Below are 13,304 nucleotides of genomic sequence, written 5' to 3'. Positions count from 1 at the left end.
CGACGCTGCGGCTATCCTCCATCCCCTTCGAGCGAGCCGCCTGCGACCGCGCTTAGCCGCTCGCGTCCTGATGCAGCAACAGCTCGACGCGCCGATTGGCAGCTCGCCCTGCCGCTGTCTCGTTGCTCTCCAGCGGTCGCGTCTCGGCATAGCCCACCGCCCGCAGCCGCTCGGCCGGCACGCCCAGTTCGGACAGGTAGCGCAGCACGGCAATGGCGCGCCCCGAGGAAAGCTCCCAGTTGGACGGGAAACGAGAGGTCGCAATGGGCATGCTGTCGGTGTGCCCCTCCACGGACACCTCACCTTCGAAGGAGGCGAGGACATCGCGCAAGCGTCCCAACACTTCTCTCCCCTGCATGGTAAGAATGGCCTGGCCGCTATCGAACAGCAGGTTGTCCTCAATGCGCAGGGTAACGCCTTTCTGATCTTCCAAGACGCTCACACCTTCGATCTCGAGTCCCGGGAAACGTGGCTGCAGGCCATTGTGATTCGGCATGATCCCCGCCCCCGCCACCATCCGAGCGGCGACCTCAGCCTGCGGAGTCACCAGTGCGGTCGCTTCACCGCCGTGTCGGCTGCCCTTTACGGCCAGGCCGTTACCGGCCAGCGAGAGCAGCAGGACGAACAGCGTGATCAACAGCGTCAATACATCGAGATAGCTCACCAGCCAGCCCTCGCCCTCCCCTGGCTCGATAGGAGGAGGGTGCAGCATGTCTCGCGTGCTGCGATCAAGCATTTTGCGTCTGTCCGTCAGTGGCATCGGGCTTGGTCACGACCGAGTCGCGAATCTCGTCGTGATAGTTGGCGACGAAGGAGTTCAGAGTCTCCTCGATAAACGAGGGCAAACGGCGCTTGGTGATCAGCGAGATCCCTTCCAGCACCATGTTCATGGCGATCAACCGCTCTTCAGTGCGTCGCTCGAGCTTCACGGCGATCGGCTTGAACACCAGGTTGGCCAGCAGGATGCCGTAGAAGGTGGTCAACAGCGCCACCGCCATGCGCGGTCCGATGACGTGCAGGTCGCCCGACTCCATGACCTCGAGCATGTTGACCAGCCCGACCAGGGTACCGATCATGCCGAAGGCCGGCGCATAGGTGGCCATGGTGCGGAAGATCTGTGCTTCGGCATGTTCACGCGCCTTGAGCCGCGCGATACGCCAACGCAGCAGGTCGAAGATCTCCTCCTCCTTGGTATTGGCGATCACCAGTTGGATGCCGGTACGCAGGAAGGGATTGCGGGCCTTCTCCAGCGCCGCCTCGACGGCTCTCACGTCGCCCTTGAACCATAGCCGCGAAATGTCGACCAGTTCCTTGATGTCATCGCGTATGTAGGTGTTCTCGCGCCGGAACACCAGCCCCACCAGGCGTACGACCCGGACGACCTCCTTCAGCGGGTAACTGATGAACGTCGCCGCCATGGTACCTGCCAGCACGATGGCGAGCCCGGGCAGGTTGATGAAACTCTGCGGAGACTCGGCGGTGAAGAAGAGTACGCTGACCAGCAGTATCGTGCTGGCAATCATGCCGATGATGGTAGATGGATTCATTGAAGCTCCTGAGCGTACGGGGCCGACTTGTCAGCCGAAGCCTAACGGTGCAATTCGGCTGCAGTAACAACTACTTTAGCCATGCCAGTGAAAAAGCATGCGAGAATTGATGTAGATCAAAGGAAACGCTGAACGACCTTCAATCAGGTTCCGTCAGACGCACCCGCAGCCGGCTCACCGCCTGGCTGTGTAACTGGCACACACGCGATTCGGTCACGCCGAGCACGACACCGATCTCCTTGAGGTTGAGTTCTTCCTGGTAATAGAGCGCCATCAAGAGTTTTTCGCGCTCGGGAAGCGCCTCGATGCCCTCGGCCAACTGCTGTCGCTTCTCCTCGTCGACGAGTACGCGGTAGGGAGTATCGACGGAGGCATCTTCGATGCCCAGCTCGATGCCCTCGGCCATCAGCACCTCAAAGGGCAACAGGTGTCCGCTATTGGTGTCGCTCAGCAGTTGGCGGTACTCGTCCCGTTCCATACCAAGTTCGGCGGCGATCTCGCTCTCCTCGGCCGGCCGCCCCAACTGCTGCTCGAGACGTCGCACGGCTTCGTCTACCGTTCGAGCGTTGCGTCGGACGCTGCGCGGCAGCCAGTCGCGACTGCGTAGCTCATCCAGCATTGCGCCACGAATACGCTGGCTGGCGAAGGTGGCAAAGCTGGCTCCCTGGGTCGCATCGAAGCGCCCCAGAGCTTCGAGCAGTCCTACCATGCCGGCCTGAATCAAATCATCGAGTTCAATGCTTGCCGGTAGCCGGACCTGCATGGAGAGCGCCTGGCGCCTTACCAGCGGCAGGTACTCATCCAGCAGGTCTGCCTGTTCGATCTTGCCTCGTGCTGTGTACATGCGCTTGCTCTCACGTCTGACGATGCCCTCGAGCTTCGATTCGATGGCTCGACGGGTCAGGGACGTTGCGGGTGTTCATGATTGACGATCACCTGCAGCCCTTGCAGGGTCGTGGCACGCTGGCGGCGATCCTGCAGTGAAAACTGAAAATGCAGTGGCGTATCGGCCGGCAGCCCGGCCATGGCTGCGGTCTGCCCTCGTGGCCCAGGCAGACGCACGCAGTTTCCCGGGTGGCACAACCAGGCGTTCACCTCGCCACCCACCGGAGCCTGATATTGCCAGCCGACCCGCCCCATGACCTGTCCACGCGCCAGCTCGGGCGTGGGCGGCAACATAGCGGCGGAGCTCATCGGGCGCTCGACCATGACCACCGTCAGCGCAGGGGCGGTGGCCACCCAACTGCCGGCAGCCTGTGCCATGCCCACCCAAAAACCGCTCGCTGCGATGGCCGCGAACCAACGGCTCCTGCAATATCTCATCTTGCCAATACCAACAATTCGATGCCGAAATAATCCTGCGCCACGTACTGCAGGTTGCTCAGCAGGCCCTGGCGCCCTACTCCCGGGGGGTGCACGGCAATCAGGCGTTGCGGGCCACCCCGCTCGGCAATCTGACGGAGCATGCGATAACCACGCCGGAAGGCCTCCAGGTCGTCATCCACCCACAGCGCCCAGTGCGATTGCTGAGCGGCCAGCACCGACAAGTGTGGGCTGCTGATGGGCAGGGCAACGACGCTCCAGGCACGCGGGTTGCCGACCCAGCGGCGACCCTCTCGCGCCCAGCACTCCAGCACTTCAGTCACCCTGGCAGTGTGGCGCTCGGCAGTACCCGGCAGGCCCAGCACCATCAACGTCGCCTCTTGAGCGTTACGCGCCGTGCGCGGAGGCACGGCGGCCGTGCTCGGCGCCGGCTTGGCCGGCGGCTTCACAGCAGCCTGCGGCCTGGGTTTGCTTGCGCCTCCGGCGGCAGCCAGCTCCACCAGCATTTCGGCCACATATGCCGGGCAATCCTCCTGCGAGGCTCCCTTTGCTGCCCATTGGCGCAGTCCAGCGGCCTGGTCCCATCCCATCTAGCCTGTCTCCCGTTCACCAAGGCCAAGGTGGCGAATGGAATCGCGCACCATGAAGAGTTGTACCAACGACTCGAGCAAAGCAACGTCACGGCGCCGACGACGCCCACCGCCGAGTCCCAACAGTTCCGCCCGAAGATCCATCGCCCCCTCGTCTTCGGCAATATCCAGATGAGCCGCCACCGTTGCCAGGCCACTCGCCATCAGCAGACGCACGTCGGCACGCAGTTCCCCAAATGCCCCCGGGTCGAGGTGCCGCCAGGCACGGCGGGCAAGCTGCGGCAGGACTTCCGCTTGCAGCAAGGCCAGCAGTAACGGCTGCGGCCCACGGCCCAGTCGCGCCGGAGTGAGCCAATAGCGCTTGGCCAGGATCCTGCCGCTTTCCTCGTCACGAACCTCGCCGAACCAGGCACGAGCGTCCAGGCTCTCGCGCCGGTTACCTTTGAGCATGCTCCCAACAGGCAACGTGGCAAGCTCGAGGCGGCCAGGCACGCCGCGGAAGCGGCAGCGGACTTCCCCGACGGGTTCACCTACGGCGCCAAGCATCGCCAACGACGAACGTTCGGCGGCATGCTCGACCCGCTGGCTACCCCGCACTTGGCTGCACCAGCTCAGTGCCTGGTCTTCCAACCACGCACCGGCTTCACCGTCGGGCAGACCGTTCAGCAGATGCACGCCAATCTCGCACTGCTCCAGTGCCGCCTCCAGGCGCGCCTGCTGCCCTGCTACCTGGCGATGCTGCAGCAGCGGCAGCGCCAGCCAGATGCCTTCCGGACTGAGTGCCACATCGGGCATCGACCAGGCTTCACCCGCGACACGGCGCCGCTCGCTCCATAGCATGCCAAGTGCCTGGCCGGAATGAGGGTATTCCGCCAACAGCGAATCCAGGCGTTGCTGCTGGATCGAAACGGGCAGTCCCGGCAGATTCCAGACTTCCTCGAGCCGATCGAATCCCGGCAGGTGCTGACGCAGCGTGCGCAACAGCGTCGCCAAGCGACGCCCCTGTCCCAACAGGCTGCCCGTTCCCCTCGCGACCGGCTCAGTCACCGGACGAGCCAGGGGCGCGGTCAGCGGTACACGCTCGGCGAAAGATTGCTCGATCAGGGCAGCGGGATCGGCGAGCGACATGTCTTCCGGCACCCGTTGACCATGCGAGACGAACAGCAGTCGCAGCCCATGGCGCATGATGATGTCCAGCACCGGTGCCAGCCGGCCCGCCTCATCCTGCTTGGAAATGATGCAGTCGTGCAGCTCGCCGCCAGCAGCCTGAGCCGCCTGACGGTAGCGCACCACCACCTCCTCGAGAGTCTCCGGCTGGCTGGCGGCATTGAGCAGCAGTACCAGACGAACCGGTGAGTCACCGCCGTGCAGGTGCCTGACCTGCTCGATGACACGCTGATCGCGCTGGCTCATGCCCACCGTGTCGATGATGATCCAGGACTTGCCCTTCATGCGCCCCAGCAGCTCCGATACCGGCTGGTCGGCATTGAGCGCATACATCGGTACGTCGAGCAGGCGCGAGTAGATCCGCAACTGTTCATGGGCGCCGATACGGAAGCTGTCGGTCGTCACCAATGCCACCGGACGCGTGCCGTGACGCATGACGTAGCGTGCCGTCAACTTGGCGGTGGTGGTGGTCTTGCCCACTCCAGTGGGTCCAATCAAGGCGATGATGCCGGTACGATCCATGAATCCGGCTTCATCATCCAGGCTGCCGAGCCGCTTGACCAATTGGCGTGTCAGCCAGGAAAGTGCCCGGTCATCCAGAGTGCTACCGGCCGCCAGCTCCTCGGGCAGGGTCGCCACGACCTCGTCGGCCAAGGCTTGGCCGAAGCCGGCTTCCCGCATAGTGAGGATGAGACGTTCGCTCAACGTATCGGCCGGTTCCGCCTGGCTGCGCTCACGGGCAAGCATGGCGCGCATCTCTTCGAGCAGCCGTGCGCTCATCGTCTCGAAAGCCTGGGCCGGGTCCTGATGCACGGGTGCGGCCGGGCTCTGCTGCCGGAGCTCAGTGGCGGGTGGCGTCACCGCCTCGGCGCTACTCTCCGCTGCCACCGATTCGGCCATGGCCAGGATCTCGACCCCCTGCTCGGTATGACGATTGGCCAGGATCAATGCCTCATCGCCCAGGGCCGCACGGACCTGGCGCATGGCCTCGCGGCTGTTGATGCCAACGAAACGCATGACACTCATCGGTTATCGACCTCCTACCGGCGTCACGATGCGCAGTGTACGATCGTCGGGCAGTTCCGCCTGCGACATGACCACCAAGTGGCGCATGCGCCGGCGCAGGAACCGGGAGAGCAGCGGACGCAGACTGTGCTGTACTACCAGCACCGGCGGCTCACCGCTTGCCTCATGCCGCTCTAGGGCTTGCTCGGTCTGGTGCATCAAGGTTTCGGCGAGCCCAGGCTCGAGCGCGCCATTGCCATTCATTGCCTGCAGCAGAACCTGCTCGAGCTGGGCGTCCAGGCCGATCACGTTCAGCGTATCGTGCCCAGGGAACCATTGCTGGGTAATGGTCCGCCCCAGTGCGACGCGCACCAGCGCCGTCAATTCGTTGATATCCTGCTGCTGCAGTGCATGTTCGGCCAGCGTATCCAGAATGGTACGCATGTCGCGGATGGAGACGTCTTCGTCGAGCAAGCTCTGCAGAATGCGCTGCAGAGCCGTCAAGCTGATCGCCTTGGGCACCACGTCCTCGACCAGCGACTTCTGCTCCTCGCCCAGCTTGTCGAGCAGCTTCTGCACTTCCTGCCGCCCCAGCATTTCGGCTGCGTGACGATGCAACAAGTGGTTGAGATGGGTCGCAATCACGGTACCGGCATCGACTACGGTATAGCCGTAGACCTGAGCATGCTCGCGCTGCCCGCTGTCGATCCAGATGGCTGGCAGGCCGAAGGCGGGATCGGAAGTCGGGGTGCCCTGGAGCTGCCCGGTGACCTGACCAGGGTCGATGGCCAGCCACTGACCGGGGAACGCTTCGGCACGGCCGATCTCGGCACCCTTCAGGGTGATCACGTAGGTATTGGCCCCAAGCTCCAGGTTGTCGCGGATATGCACTACCGCGGGCAGGAAGCCGACCTCTTGGGCGAATTTCTTGCGCACGCTCTTGATTCTTCCCAGCAGCTCGCCATCCTGGCGCTGATCGACCAGCGGAATCAGCCTATGCCCGACCTCGAGCCCTAGCGTATCCACCAGTTGAACGTCCTCCCAACTGGCCTCGGGCGCCTCGGGCTGGGGTGGCGGCTCGGCATTGAGCTCCTGCTCCACCAGACGCTGTTCCTGCTGACGAGTCAGCATCCAGGCCAGCCCCGCCAGCAGCCCGGTGAAGAGCAGGAAAACCAGGTTGGGCATGCCCGGCACCAGGCCCAGCAGGCCCATGACCAGCGCCGCCAGCACCATGACCTGAGGGTTGACGAACAACTGGCTGATCATCTGCTGGCCAACATCCTGTTCGGTGTTGACGCGCGAGACGGTAACGCCGGCGGCAGTGGAAATGATCAGCGCAGGAATCTGTGCCACCAGGCCGTCGCCGATGGTCATCAAGGTATAGGTCCTGGCGGCGTCGCCGAACCCCATGCCGTGCTGCAGCATGCCGATCAACAATCCGCCGATGATGTTGACCACCATGATCACCAGGCCGGCCATGGCATCGCCGCGCACGAATTTGCTGGCACCGTCCATGGAACCGTAGAAGTCGGCTTCCTGGGCGACTTCGGCACGCCGCTTGCGAGCGTCTTCCTCGCCGATCAAGCCGGCGTTGAGGTCGGCATCGATGGCCATCTGCTTGCCGGGCATGGCGTCGAGCATGAAGCGCGCGCCGACCTCGGCGATACGCCCCGCCCCCTTGGTGATGACCATGAAGTTGATGATGACCAGTATCAGGAACACCACCAGGCCCACGGCGAAGTTACCGCCGATGAGGAACTGGCCGAACGCCTCGATCACCTTGCCCGCAGAGTCGCCGCCCTGGTGGCCTTCCATCAGGATCACGCGGGTGGAAGCGACGTTGAGCGACAAACGCAGCAGCGTGGTGAACAGCAGCACCGCAGGGAAAGCGGCAAAGTCCAGCGGCTTCTGGGTGAACATGCTGACCAGCAGCACCATGACCGCCAGTGCGATGTTGAAGGTGAAGAGCAGATCCAGCGCGAATGGCGGCAACGGCACGACCATCATGCTCAGGATCATGATGATCAGGACGGGACCGGCCAGCAGCTTCATGCGCACGTCACCCAGCAGGTCGCGACGTCCGATGATATGACTGAGAGGTTTCATCGACGCTCTCCGCCGGGTCCGACCGCACCTTGGTCAGCGGCTGCGTCGCTCGCATCGGCGGCGGGCACTTCCAGGCTCGGCGGTATAGGCAAGTTCTCGGGTGTAGGCGGCACCTCTCCTCCCTCTCGTGTTACGTGCCTGAGACGGAAGGCCCAGGCCAGGACCTCTGCCACGGCAGTGTACAGATCCAATGGAATCTCATGCTCGAGATCGACGTGATGATATAGCGCTCGCGCCAGCGGCGGCGCCTGGAGCAGCGGCACACCAGCCTCCTCACCGAGTTCGCGGATACGTGCCGCCACCATATCGGCTCCCTTCGCCACGACGCGGGGAGCGCCCATGCGCTTCTCGTCGTACTGCAGCGCCACGGCGTAGTGGGTGGGGTTGGTGATGATCACATCGGCCTCCGGCACCTTGCTCATCATGCGGCCTCGTGCCATGGCCTGCTGCTGGGAACGAATCCGTGCCTTGACGTGCGGGTCGCCCTCGGACTCCTTGTGCTCGCGCTTGATCTCGTCCTTCGACATGCGCAGCTTCTTGGCGTGGCTCCAGAGCTGATAGGGCACGTCGATCAGAATCACCACCAGCAGCGTCAGCACCATCAACCCGCAGGCTTCGGCCGCCATCATCAACGCTCGGGCCAGCGCCTGAGAGGTCGGCTGATCCATCAACGACAGGTATTCCCCGCGATGGAAATAGAGATACGCCATGCCGACCCCGCCAACCAGCACCGACTTGGCCACTGCCTTGAACAGCTCCACCAGCGCCTGGGTGCCGAACATACGCTTCAAACCCTTGAAAGGGTTGAGCTTCGACATCTGTGGCTTGAGTGACTTGGCTGAGACCAGCCAGCCTCCCAGCAAGGCCGGCGCAACCAGTGCCACTACCGTCAGCAGCACGAACAACGGCAGCATGGTCAGCAACGTGCGATTGGCAAGATCGAGCACATTGCTCAACATGGGACCGGTTTCAAAGGCCTGACGGCGCTCGAACAGGAATGCTTGTTCCATCACCAGGCCCAATTGATCGTAGAGCAGCGCGCCCATCGACCACATGCCGACCACTCCGCCCAGCAACAGCATGAAGGTGGTCAATTCACGGGAGCGGGCGACCTGGCCCTCTTCACGTGCCTTCTCCAGGCGTCGTGGCGTGGCCTCTTCGGTCTTTTCCTGATCGCTGCTTTCGTCCGCCATGGTACCCGCACAGTTCTTCTCACGATGGCCATTGTCGCGTCAACGGCGGGTTGGCGATACGCCAAAAAGCGCCGATGATCGTAGTCTTATCGACCACGACCGTCGGCGCGGAAACGTTCGCTGAACGAAATGTATGGATTTCCGGTATCAGGCAACGGGCGCCGAACGACGGCCCGGGCCGGCTGTCTACGACTGACGAGGTCGCTCAGAAGCCCAGTTGATCGAGCAAATCATCAACCTGATCCTGACTGGTGACGATATCCACCCCTGGCTTGATCTGCGGACCGTTGAGCAATCCTTCCTGACGACGGGCTTCGTTCTCCCACTGATCGTTGGCCTTGCGCTGCATGTTCTCGCGAGCCTCGCCCTCGGGCACGTTATCGATCAGCACCTGAACCAGTTGATGCTCGATCTCGCGGATGACATCCATCATCTTCTTGATCACCTGGCCGGTCAGGTCCTGGAAGTCCTGGGCCATCATGATCTCGAGCAGCTCCTTCTGGGTTGCCTGGGTCTTGTCCGGCACCTCGGCCAGGTAGGAGCGTGTCTGCTTGACCAGGTCGCGTGCCTCGTCGAGTTCCTTGGGTTCGGCAAACCACTCCGCCCAGCGCTTGTCCAGCGACTCGGCGCCACTGCTGATGGAATCCTGAAGCGGCTGGGCACGATCGATGGCGTTGAGCGCACGCTCGGCGGCCTGCTCGGTCATGGTCGCCACGTAGCTCAGTCGATCCCGTGCGTCGGGAATCGCCTCAGCGGCCTTTTCGATTTCCTTGTCCAGGCCCAGCTCACGCATGCTTTCACGCAGCATGCGGGTCAGTTGCCCGATACGCTGAACCAGATCCTCACCACCGGCGCCGGGCGCTTGAGCCTGGTCAGGCTGCTCGTTTGCGCTCATCTCGTCATCTCCTCCGCAAGCGGGACTCGCCTGCCGGCGTCATTTGCCCAGTTTTTCGAAAATCTTGTTGAGCTTCTCTTCCAGGGTGGCGGCAGTGAATGGCTTCACCACGTAACCGCTGGCGCCCGCCTGGGCGGCGGCAATGATGTTCTCCTTCTTCGCCTCGGCGGTCACCATCAGAACCGGGAGCTCCTTGAGCGCGGCATCGGCACGAATCTGCTTGAGCATCTCCAGCCCGTCGAGATTCGGCATGTTCCAGTCCGACACCACGAATTCAAAGGAGCCGGAACGCAGCTTGGCCAAGGCTTCTTGACCGTCCTCGGCCTCCTCGACGTTGGTGTAACCCAGCTCCTTCAGCAGACTGCGAACGATCCGACGCATGGTCGGAAAGTCGTCTACCACCAGGAAGCTCATGTTCTTGTCAGCCATCGGTATTCCTCTTTTCTGTCAGGCTATGGTCGTCGTCAACGGCGCATGGAACCGTCGTAGATTTCGTCTTATGGATTCAAAATTCTTCCCAGTCGCCCTCGGCCACCGCCTCGCTGCGGGACCTGTGCTTGGGCTTGGGGTCGACCTCGGCCGGCTCGTGCCCTCTCGGACGCGTCTGGGCGCTCGGATTGGCCAGTGCAGGGACGCCAGTGCGTTGGGCCGGAGAAGTCTTGTCACTCAGGCCGTCTTTCTCTCCCTGCCGATGGCGGTGCTCGCGCTGCGCATCGCCTGACAGGCGGAACACGGCAACGGCCTGCTCGAGGCGGCCCGCTTGCTCCTCGAGAGAGGCAGCGGCAGCCGTGGCCTCCTGAACCAGCGACGCGTTCTGCTGGGTCACTTGATCCATCTGTCCCACCGCCTGGCTCACCTGCTCAATGCCGTCACTCTGTTCCTGCGATGCCGCCGAAATCTCATCCATGATGTCGGTCACACGGCGAACCGCCCTGACCACTTCGTCCATCGTCTCGCCCGCCTGCTCGGCCAGAGTCGAGCCTTCCTTCACCTGAGCCACCGAGCCTTCGATGAGTTCCTTGATCTCCTTGGCTGCCGTGGCACTGCGGCTGGCAAGGTTACGCACCTCGCCGGCCACCACGGCAAAGCCACGACCCTGCTCACCGGCTCGCGCCGCCTCCACCGAGGCATTCAGCGCCAAAATATTGGTTTGGAAGGCAATGGAATCGATCACGTTGGTAATATCGCTGATTTTCTGTGAGCTGGCCGAAATGCCCCCCATGGTCTTGACCACGCGATCCACCTCCTCGCCGCCACGCTCGGCGGTGGTAGAAGCGTCCAGGGCCAACCCACTGGCCTGGCGTGCGTTATCGGCATTCTGACGCACCGTGGCGGTGATCTCTTCCATGCTCGATGCGGTCTCCTCCAGCGAGGCCGCCTGCTGCTCGGTGCGCGAGGAAAGATCCACGTTGCCCTTGGCAATCTCGCGCGTGCCGACATGGATCGAGCTGCTGCTGTCACGTACCTGGCCGACGATGCGCGTCAGGCTCTGCTGCATGTTGCGCATGGCATTGAACAGCGTGCCGATCTCGTTGCGGCTGCCCTCGGGAATCTTGCCGGTCAGGTCGGCCTTGGCGATGGTCTGCAGATGCTTGACGGCGGAGCCGAGCGGCTGGATCACCGTGGCACGCAGCCCCATGTAGACCAGCACCAGCACCACCGCGGCCACCAACAGCGCTGCCAGAATGATGTAGACGAAGCGATTCGACTGGGCGTAGTACTCGGCGGTCATCGTCCGGGCATTGCTGAAGCCATATGCCACGAACTCGGTCATGCTGTTGGCCAGGACCGCACTCGGCTCGCTCAACTCGTTGCGCAGATTGCCGAATCCAGGCGTATTGAGTTCGTCAAGCGCCTGATGCTGCTGGCGTACCAGGGCGAGAACCTCAGCAAAGGCCTGCTCCAGCGGCTGGGATATCTCCTGGGCTTGCTCCGACTTGGGTACGGCAACGAAATTGTTGAAGCGCACCTCGGCACGCTCCATGCGATCGGCAGCGATATCGAGCTGCCCGTTAGCCTCGCCCATGCGCCCCAGCATGATCTGGTTTGAGGCAACCTCGAGGCTCACCCGGGCCACGTTGAGCAGGGCGTCGGCACGGTTGATCTCGTTGAGCTGCTGCACGTTGATGCGGTCGAGATCCTCCATGATCCGAGCCGCCTGTCGGTCGGACATGAGCGAGAGCAAAGACACTACGCCAATCAGCACGGCAAAACTGGCCAGGGCGGCAATCATGGTAGCGTGAATGCTGATGTTGCGTAACAAGCGGCTCATTCTGGCGTTCCTCGCGATGAAACGGGCACTTTGCGTAACGTTCGGTATCGTCTTGATATTGCGCTCAAACCCTCTGTGCGCGGCCCGATGCCGCCACCAGTGCCATCAGGCGCTCGGGTATGTCATCCAGGCTCACCACTTCCCCCGCTCCCCCCAAGGCAATGGCTTCCCGCGGCATACCGAAGACGACACAGCTTGCTTCGTCCTGAGCCAGTGTGGACGAGCCGGCCTGACGCATCTCGAGCAGGCCAGCGGCACCGTCCTTGCCCATCCCGGTCAGGATCACCCCGATGGCATTGCGGCCAGCCTGGGTGGCGGCGGAGTGAAACAGGACGTCCACCGAAGGGCGGTGCCGGTTGACCGGCGGGCCGTCGTCGAGTTTGGCAACGTAGTTCGCCCCGCTGCGCGCGAGCTTGAGGTGTGCATCGCCCGGGGCAATGTAGGCATGCCCCGGCAGCACGCGCTCACCGTCGCCAGCTTCCTTCACGGTGATGTTACACAACCGATTGAGGCGCTCCGCGAAGGAACGGGTAAAGCCACCTGGCATGTGCTGGGTGATCAGGATCGCAGGACTGTTGGCCGGCAACGGCTCGAGCACGCTACGGATCGCCTCGGTCCCTCCGGTGGAGGCGCCGATGATGATCAGTTTCTCGCTCGATACCAGCGGTGCTTTCAGGGTGGCCCGCGGCGTTGCCTTGTCCTGACGCGCCTGGCGAGGCCGCGATTTGGCGGCGGCCCGAATCTTCTCGGCGATGTCGTTGGCATACTCCAGCATGCCGTTGCGAATCCCCAGCGAAGGCTTGGCGACGAAATCCAGCGCCCCCAGCTCCAGCGCGCGCAAAGTAATTTCCGAGCCGGCCTGCGTCAGCGATGACACCATCAGTACTGGCATTGGCCGCAGGCGCATCAGGCGCTCAAGGAAATCGAGGCCATCCATGCGCGGCATCTCGACGTCCAGCGTCAACACATCGGGGTTATGGCGCTTGATCAGGTCCCGCGCCACGAGTGGATCCGGCGCTACGGCCACTACTTCCATGTCCGGCTGCGAATTGATGATCTCACTGAGCAGGTCACGAATCAGTGCCGAGTCATCAACGCACAACACCTTGATCCTGTTCGATCCCAAGGCAAGTCTCCTATGTCACGGGGAGTCACTGCGACCCGAGGCAAATACATATTCGATAGACATCGGCGCAACCGGCAGAA

The 13,304-nt window shown here is 63.0% G+C and carries 12 protein-coding genes; all 12 read right to left on the bottom strand.

Going from position 1 to position 13,304, the window contains the following annotated elements; all coding sequences use genetic code 11:
• Window positions 1-52 precede the first annotated feature (52 nt).
• The 12 genes from HOP51_RS18910 to HOP51_RS18855 all read right to left on the bottom strand — a co-directional run bounded on the left by HOP51_RS18910 (window position 53) and on the right by HOP51_RS18855 (window position 13,224).
• Window positions 53-736, bottom strand: a complete 684-nt coding sequence (locus HOP51_RS18910; RefSeq protein WP_234275435.1) for an OmpA/MotB family protein — start codon at window positions 734-736, stop codon at window positions 53-55.
• Window positions 729-1,547: a motility protein A gene (locus tag HOP51_RS18905; protein ID WP_234275434.1), complete on the bottom strand. Its 819-nt coding sequence runs from the start codon at window positions 1,545-1,547 to the stop codon at window positions 729-731. Before HOP51_RS18905 ends, HOP51_RS18910 begins: the two co-directional genes overlap by 8 nt.
• A 139-nt stretch (window positions 1,548-1,686) precedes the next feature.
• Entirely contained in the window at window positions 1,687-2,391 is a 705-nt protein-coding gene (locus HOP51_RS18900; protein WP_234275433.1) for an RNA polymerase sigma factor FliA, read from the bottom strand.
• A gap of 56 nt (window positions 2,392-2,447) precedes the next feature.
• The gene (locus HOP51_RS18895; protein WP_234275432.1) at window positions 2,448-2,810 is read right to left on the bottom strand and encodes a flagellar protein FlhE; all 363 of its coding nucleotides are present in this window, start codon (window positions 2,808-2,810) and stop codon (window positions 2,448-2,450) included.
• Window positions 2,811-2,866: 56 nt separating this feature from the next.
• On the bottom strand, window positions 2,867-3,460 hold the full coding sequence (locus HOP51_RS18890) for a hypothetical protein (protein ID WP_234275431.1): 594 nt from the start codon (window positions 3,458-3,460) through the stop codon (window positions 2,867-2,869).
• On the bottom strand, window positions 3,461-5,653 hold the full coding sequence (gene flhF, locus HOP51_RS18885) for a flagellar biosynthesis protein FlhF (protein WP_234275430.1): 2,193 nt from the start codon (window positions 5,651-5,653) through the stop codon (window positions 3,461-3,463).
• A 3-nt stretch (window positions 5,654-5,656) separates the two neighbouring features.
• On the bottom strand, window positions 5,657-7,738 hold the full coding sequence (gene flhA / locus HOP51_RS18880; RefSeq protein WP_234275429.1) for a flagellar biosynthesis protein FlhA: 2,082 nt from the start codon (window positions 7,736-7,738) through the stop codon (window positions 5,657-5,659).
• Window positions 7,735-8,931 carry a flagellar biosynthesis protein FlhB gene (gene flhB / locus HOP51_RS18875; RefSeq protein ID WP_234275428.1) on the bottom strand — a complete coding sequence of 399 codons (1,197 nt, stop codon included), beginning with the start codon at window positions 8,929-8,931 and terminating at the stop codon, window positions 7,735-7,737. The genes flhA and flhB overlap by 4 nt, the downstream gene beginning before the upstream one ends.
• A gap of 205 nt (window positions 8,932-9,136) precedes the next feature.
• Entirely contained in the window at window positions 9,137-9,826 is a 690-nt protein-coding gene (cheZ, locus tag HOP51_RS18870) for a protein phosphatase CheZ (RefSeq protein WP_159552549.1), read from the bottom strand.
• A 39-nt stretch (window positions 9,827-9,865) separates the two neighbouring features.
• The gene (gene cheY / locus HOP51_RS18865) at window positions 9,866-10,255 is read right to left on the bottom strand and encodes a chemotaxis response regulator CheY (protein ID WP_234275427.1); all 390 of its coding nucleotides are present in this window, start codon (window positions 10,253-10,255) and stop codon (window positions 9,866-9,868) included.
• A gap of 76 nt (window positions 10,256-10,331) precedes the next feature.
• A complete protein-coding gene (locus tag HOP51_RS18860; RefSeq protein ID WP_234275426.1) occupies window positions 10,332-12,098 on the bottom strand; it encodes a methyl-accepting chemotaxis protein in 1,767 nt (588 codons plus the stop codon).
• 64 nt (window positions 12,099-12,162) lie between these two features.
• Window positions 12,163-13,224, bottom strand: a complete 1,062-nt coding sequence (locus HOP51_RS18855; protein WP_234275425.1) for a protein-glutamate methylesterase/protein-glutamine glutaminase — start codon at window positions 13,222-13,224, stop codon at window positions 12,163-12,165.
• Window positions 13,225-13,304 lie beyond the last annotated feature (80 nt).

The sequence above is a fragment of the Billgrantia zhangzhouensis genome, from assembly GCF_021404465.1.
In the GTDB taxonomy this organism is placed as follows: domain Bacteria; phylum Pseudomonadota; class Gammaproteobacteria; order Pseudomonadales; family Halomonadaceae; genus Halomonas; species Halomonas zhangzhouensis.
The sequence above is the reverse complement of the archived record's forward strand: the minus strand, read 5'-3'. Positions and strand labels throughout refer to the sequence as shown.

What these genes read in the sequence shown, in the direction of transcription:
- cheZ (WP_159552549.1), bottom strand. Translation starts at nt 9,826, where the DNA reads ATGAGCGCAAACGAGCAGCCTGACCAGGCTCAAGCGCCCGGCGCCGGT.
- flhA (WP_234275429.1), bottom strand. Translation starts at nt 7,738, where the DNA reads ATGAAACCTCTCAGTCATATCATCGGACGTCGCGACCTGCTGGGTGAC.
- HOP51_RS18910 (WP_234275435.1), bottom strand. Translation starts at nt 736, where the DNA reads ATGCTTGATCGCAGCACGCGAGACATGCTGCACCCTCCTCCTATCGAG.
- flhF (WP_234275430.1), bottom strand. Translation starts at nt 5,653, where the DNA reads ATGAGTGTCATGCGTTTCGTTGGCATCAACAGCCGCGAGGCCATGCGC.
- HOP51_RS18905 (WP_234275434.1), bottom strand. Translation starts at nt 1,547, where the DNA reads ATGAATCCATCTACCATCATCGGCATGATTGCCAGCACGATACTGCTG.
- HOP51_RS18895 (WP_234275432.1), bottom strand. Translation starts at nt 2,810, where the DNA reads ATGGCACAGGCTGCCGGCAGTTGGGTGGCCACCGCCCCTGCGCTGACG.
- cheY (WP_234275427.1), bottom strand. Translation starts at nt 10,255, where the DNA reads ATGGCTGACAAGAACATGAGCTTCCTGGTGGTAGACGACTTTCCGACC.
- HOP51_RS18900 (WP_234275433.1), bottom strand. Translation starts at nt 2,391, where the DNA reads ATGTACACAGCACGAGGCAAGATCGAACAGGCAGACCTGCTGGATGAG.
- HOP51_RS18890 (WP_234275431.1), bottom strand. Translation starts at nt 3,460, where the DNA reads ATGGGATGGGACCAGGCCGCTGGACTGCGCCAATGGGCAGCAAAGGGA.
- flhB (WP_234275428.1), bottom strand. Translation starts at nt 8,931, where the DNA reads ATGGCGGACGAAAGCAGCGATCAGGAAAAGACCGAAGAGGCCACGCCA.
- HOP51_RS18860 (WP_234275426.1), bottom strand. Translation starts at nt 12,098, where the DNA reads ATGAGCCGCTTGTTACGCAACATCAGCATTCACGCTACCATGATTGCC.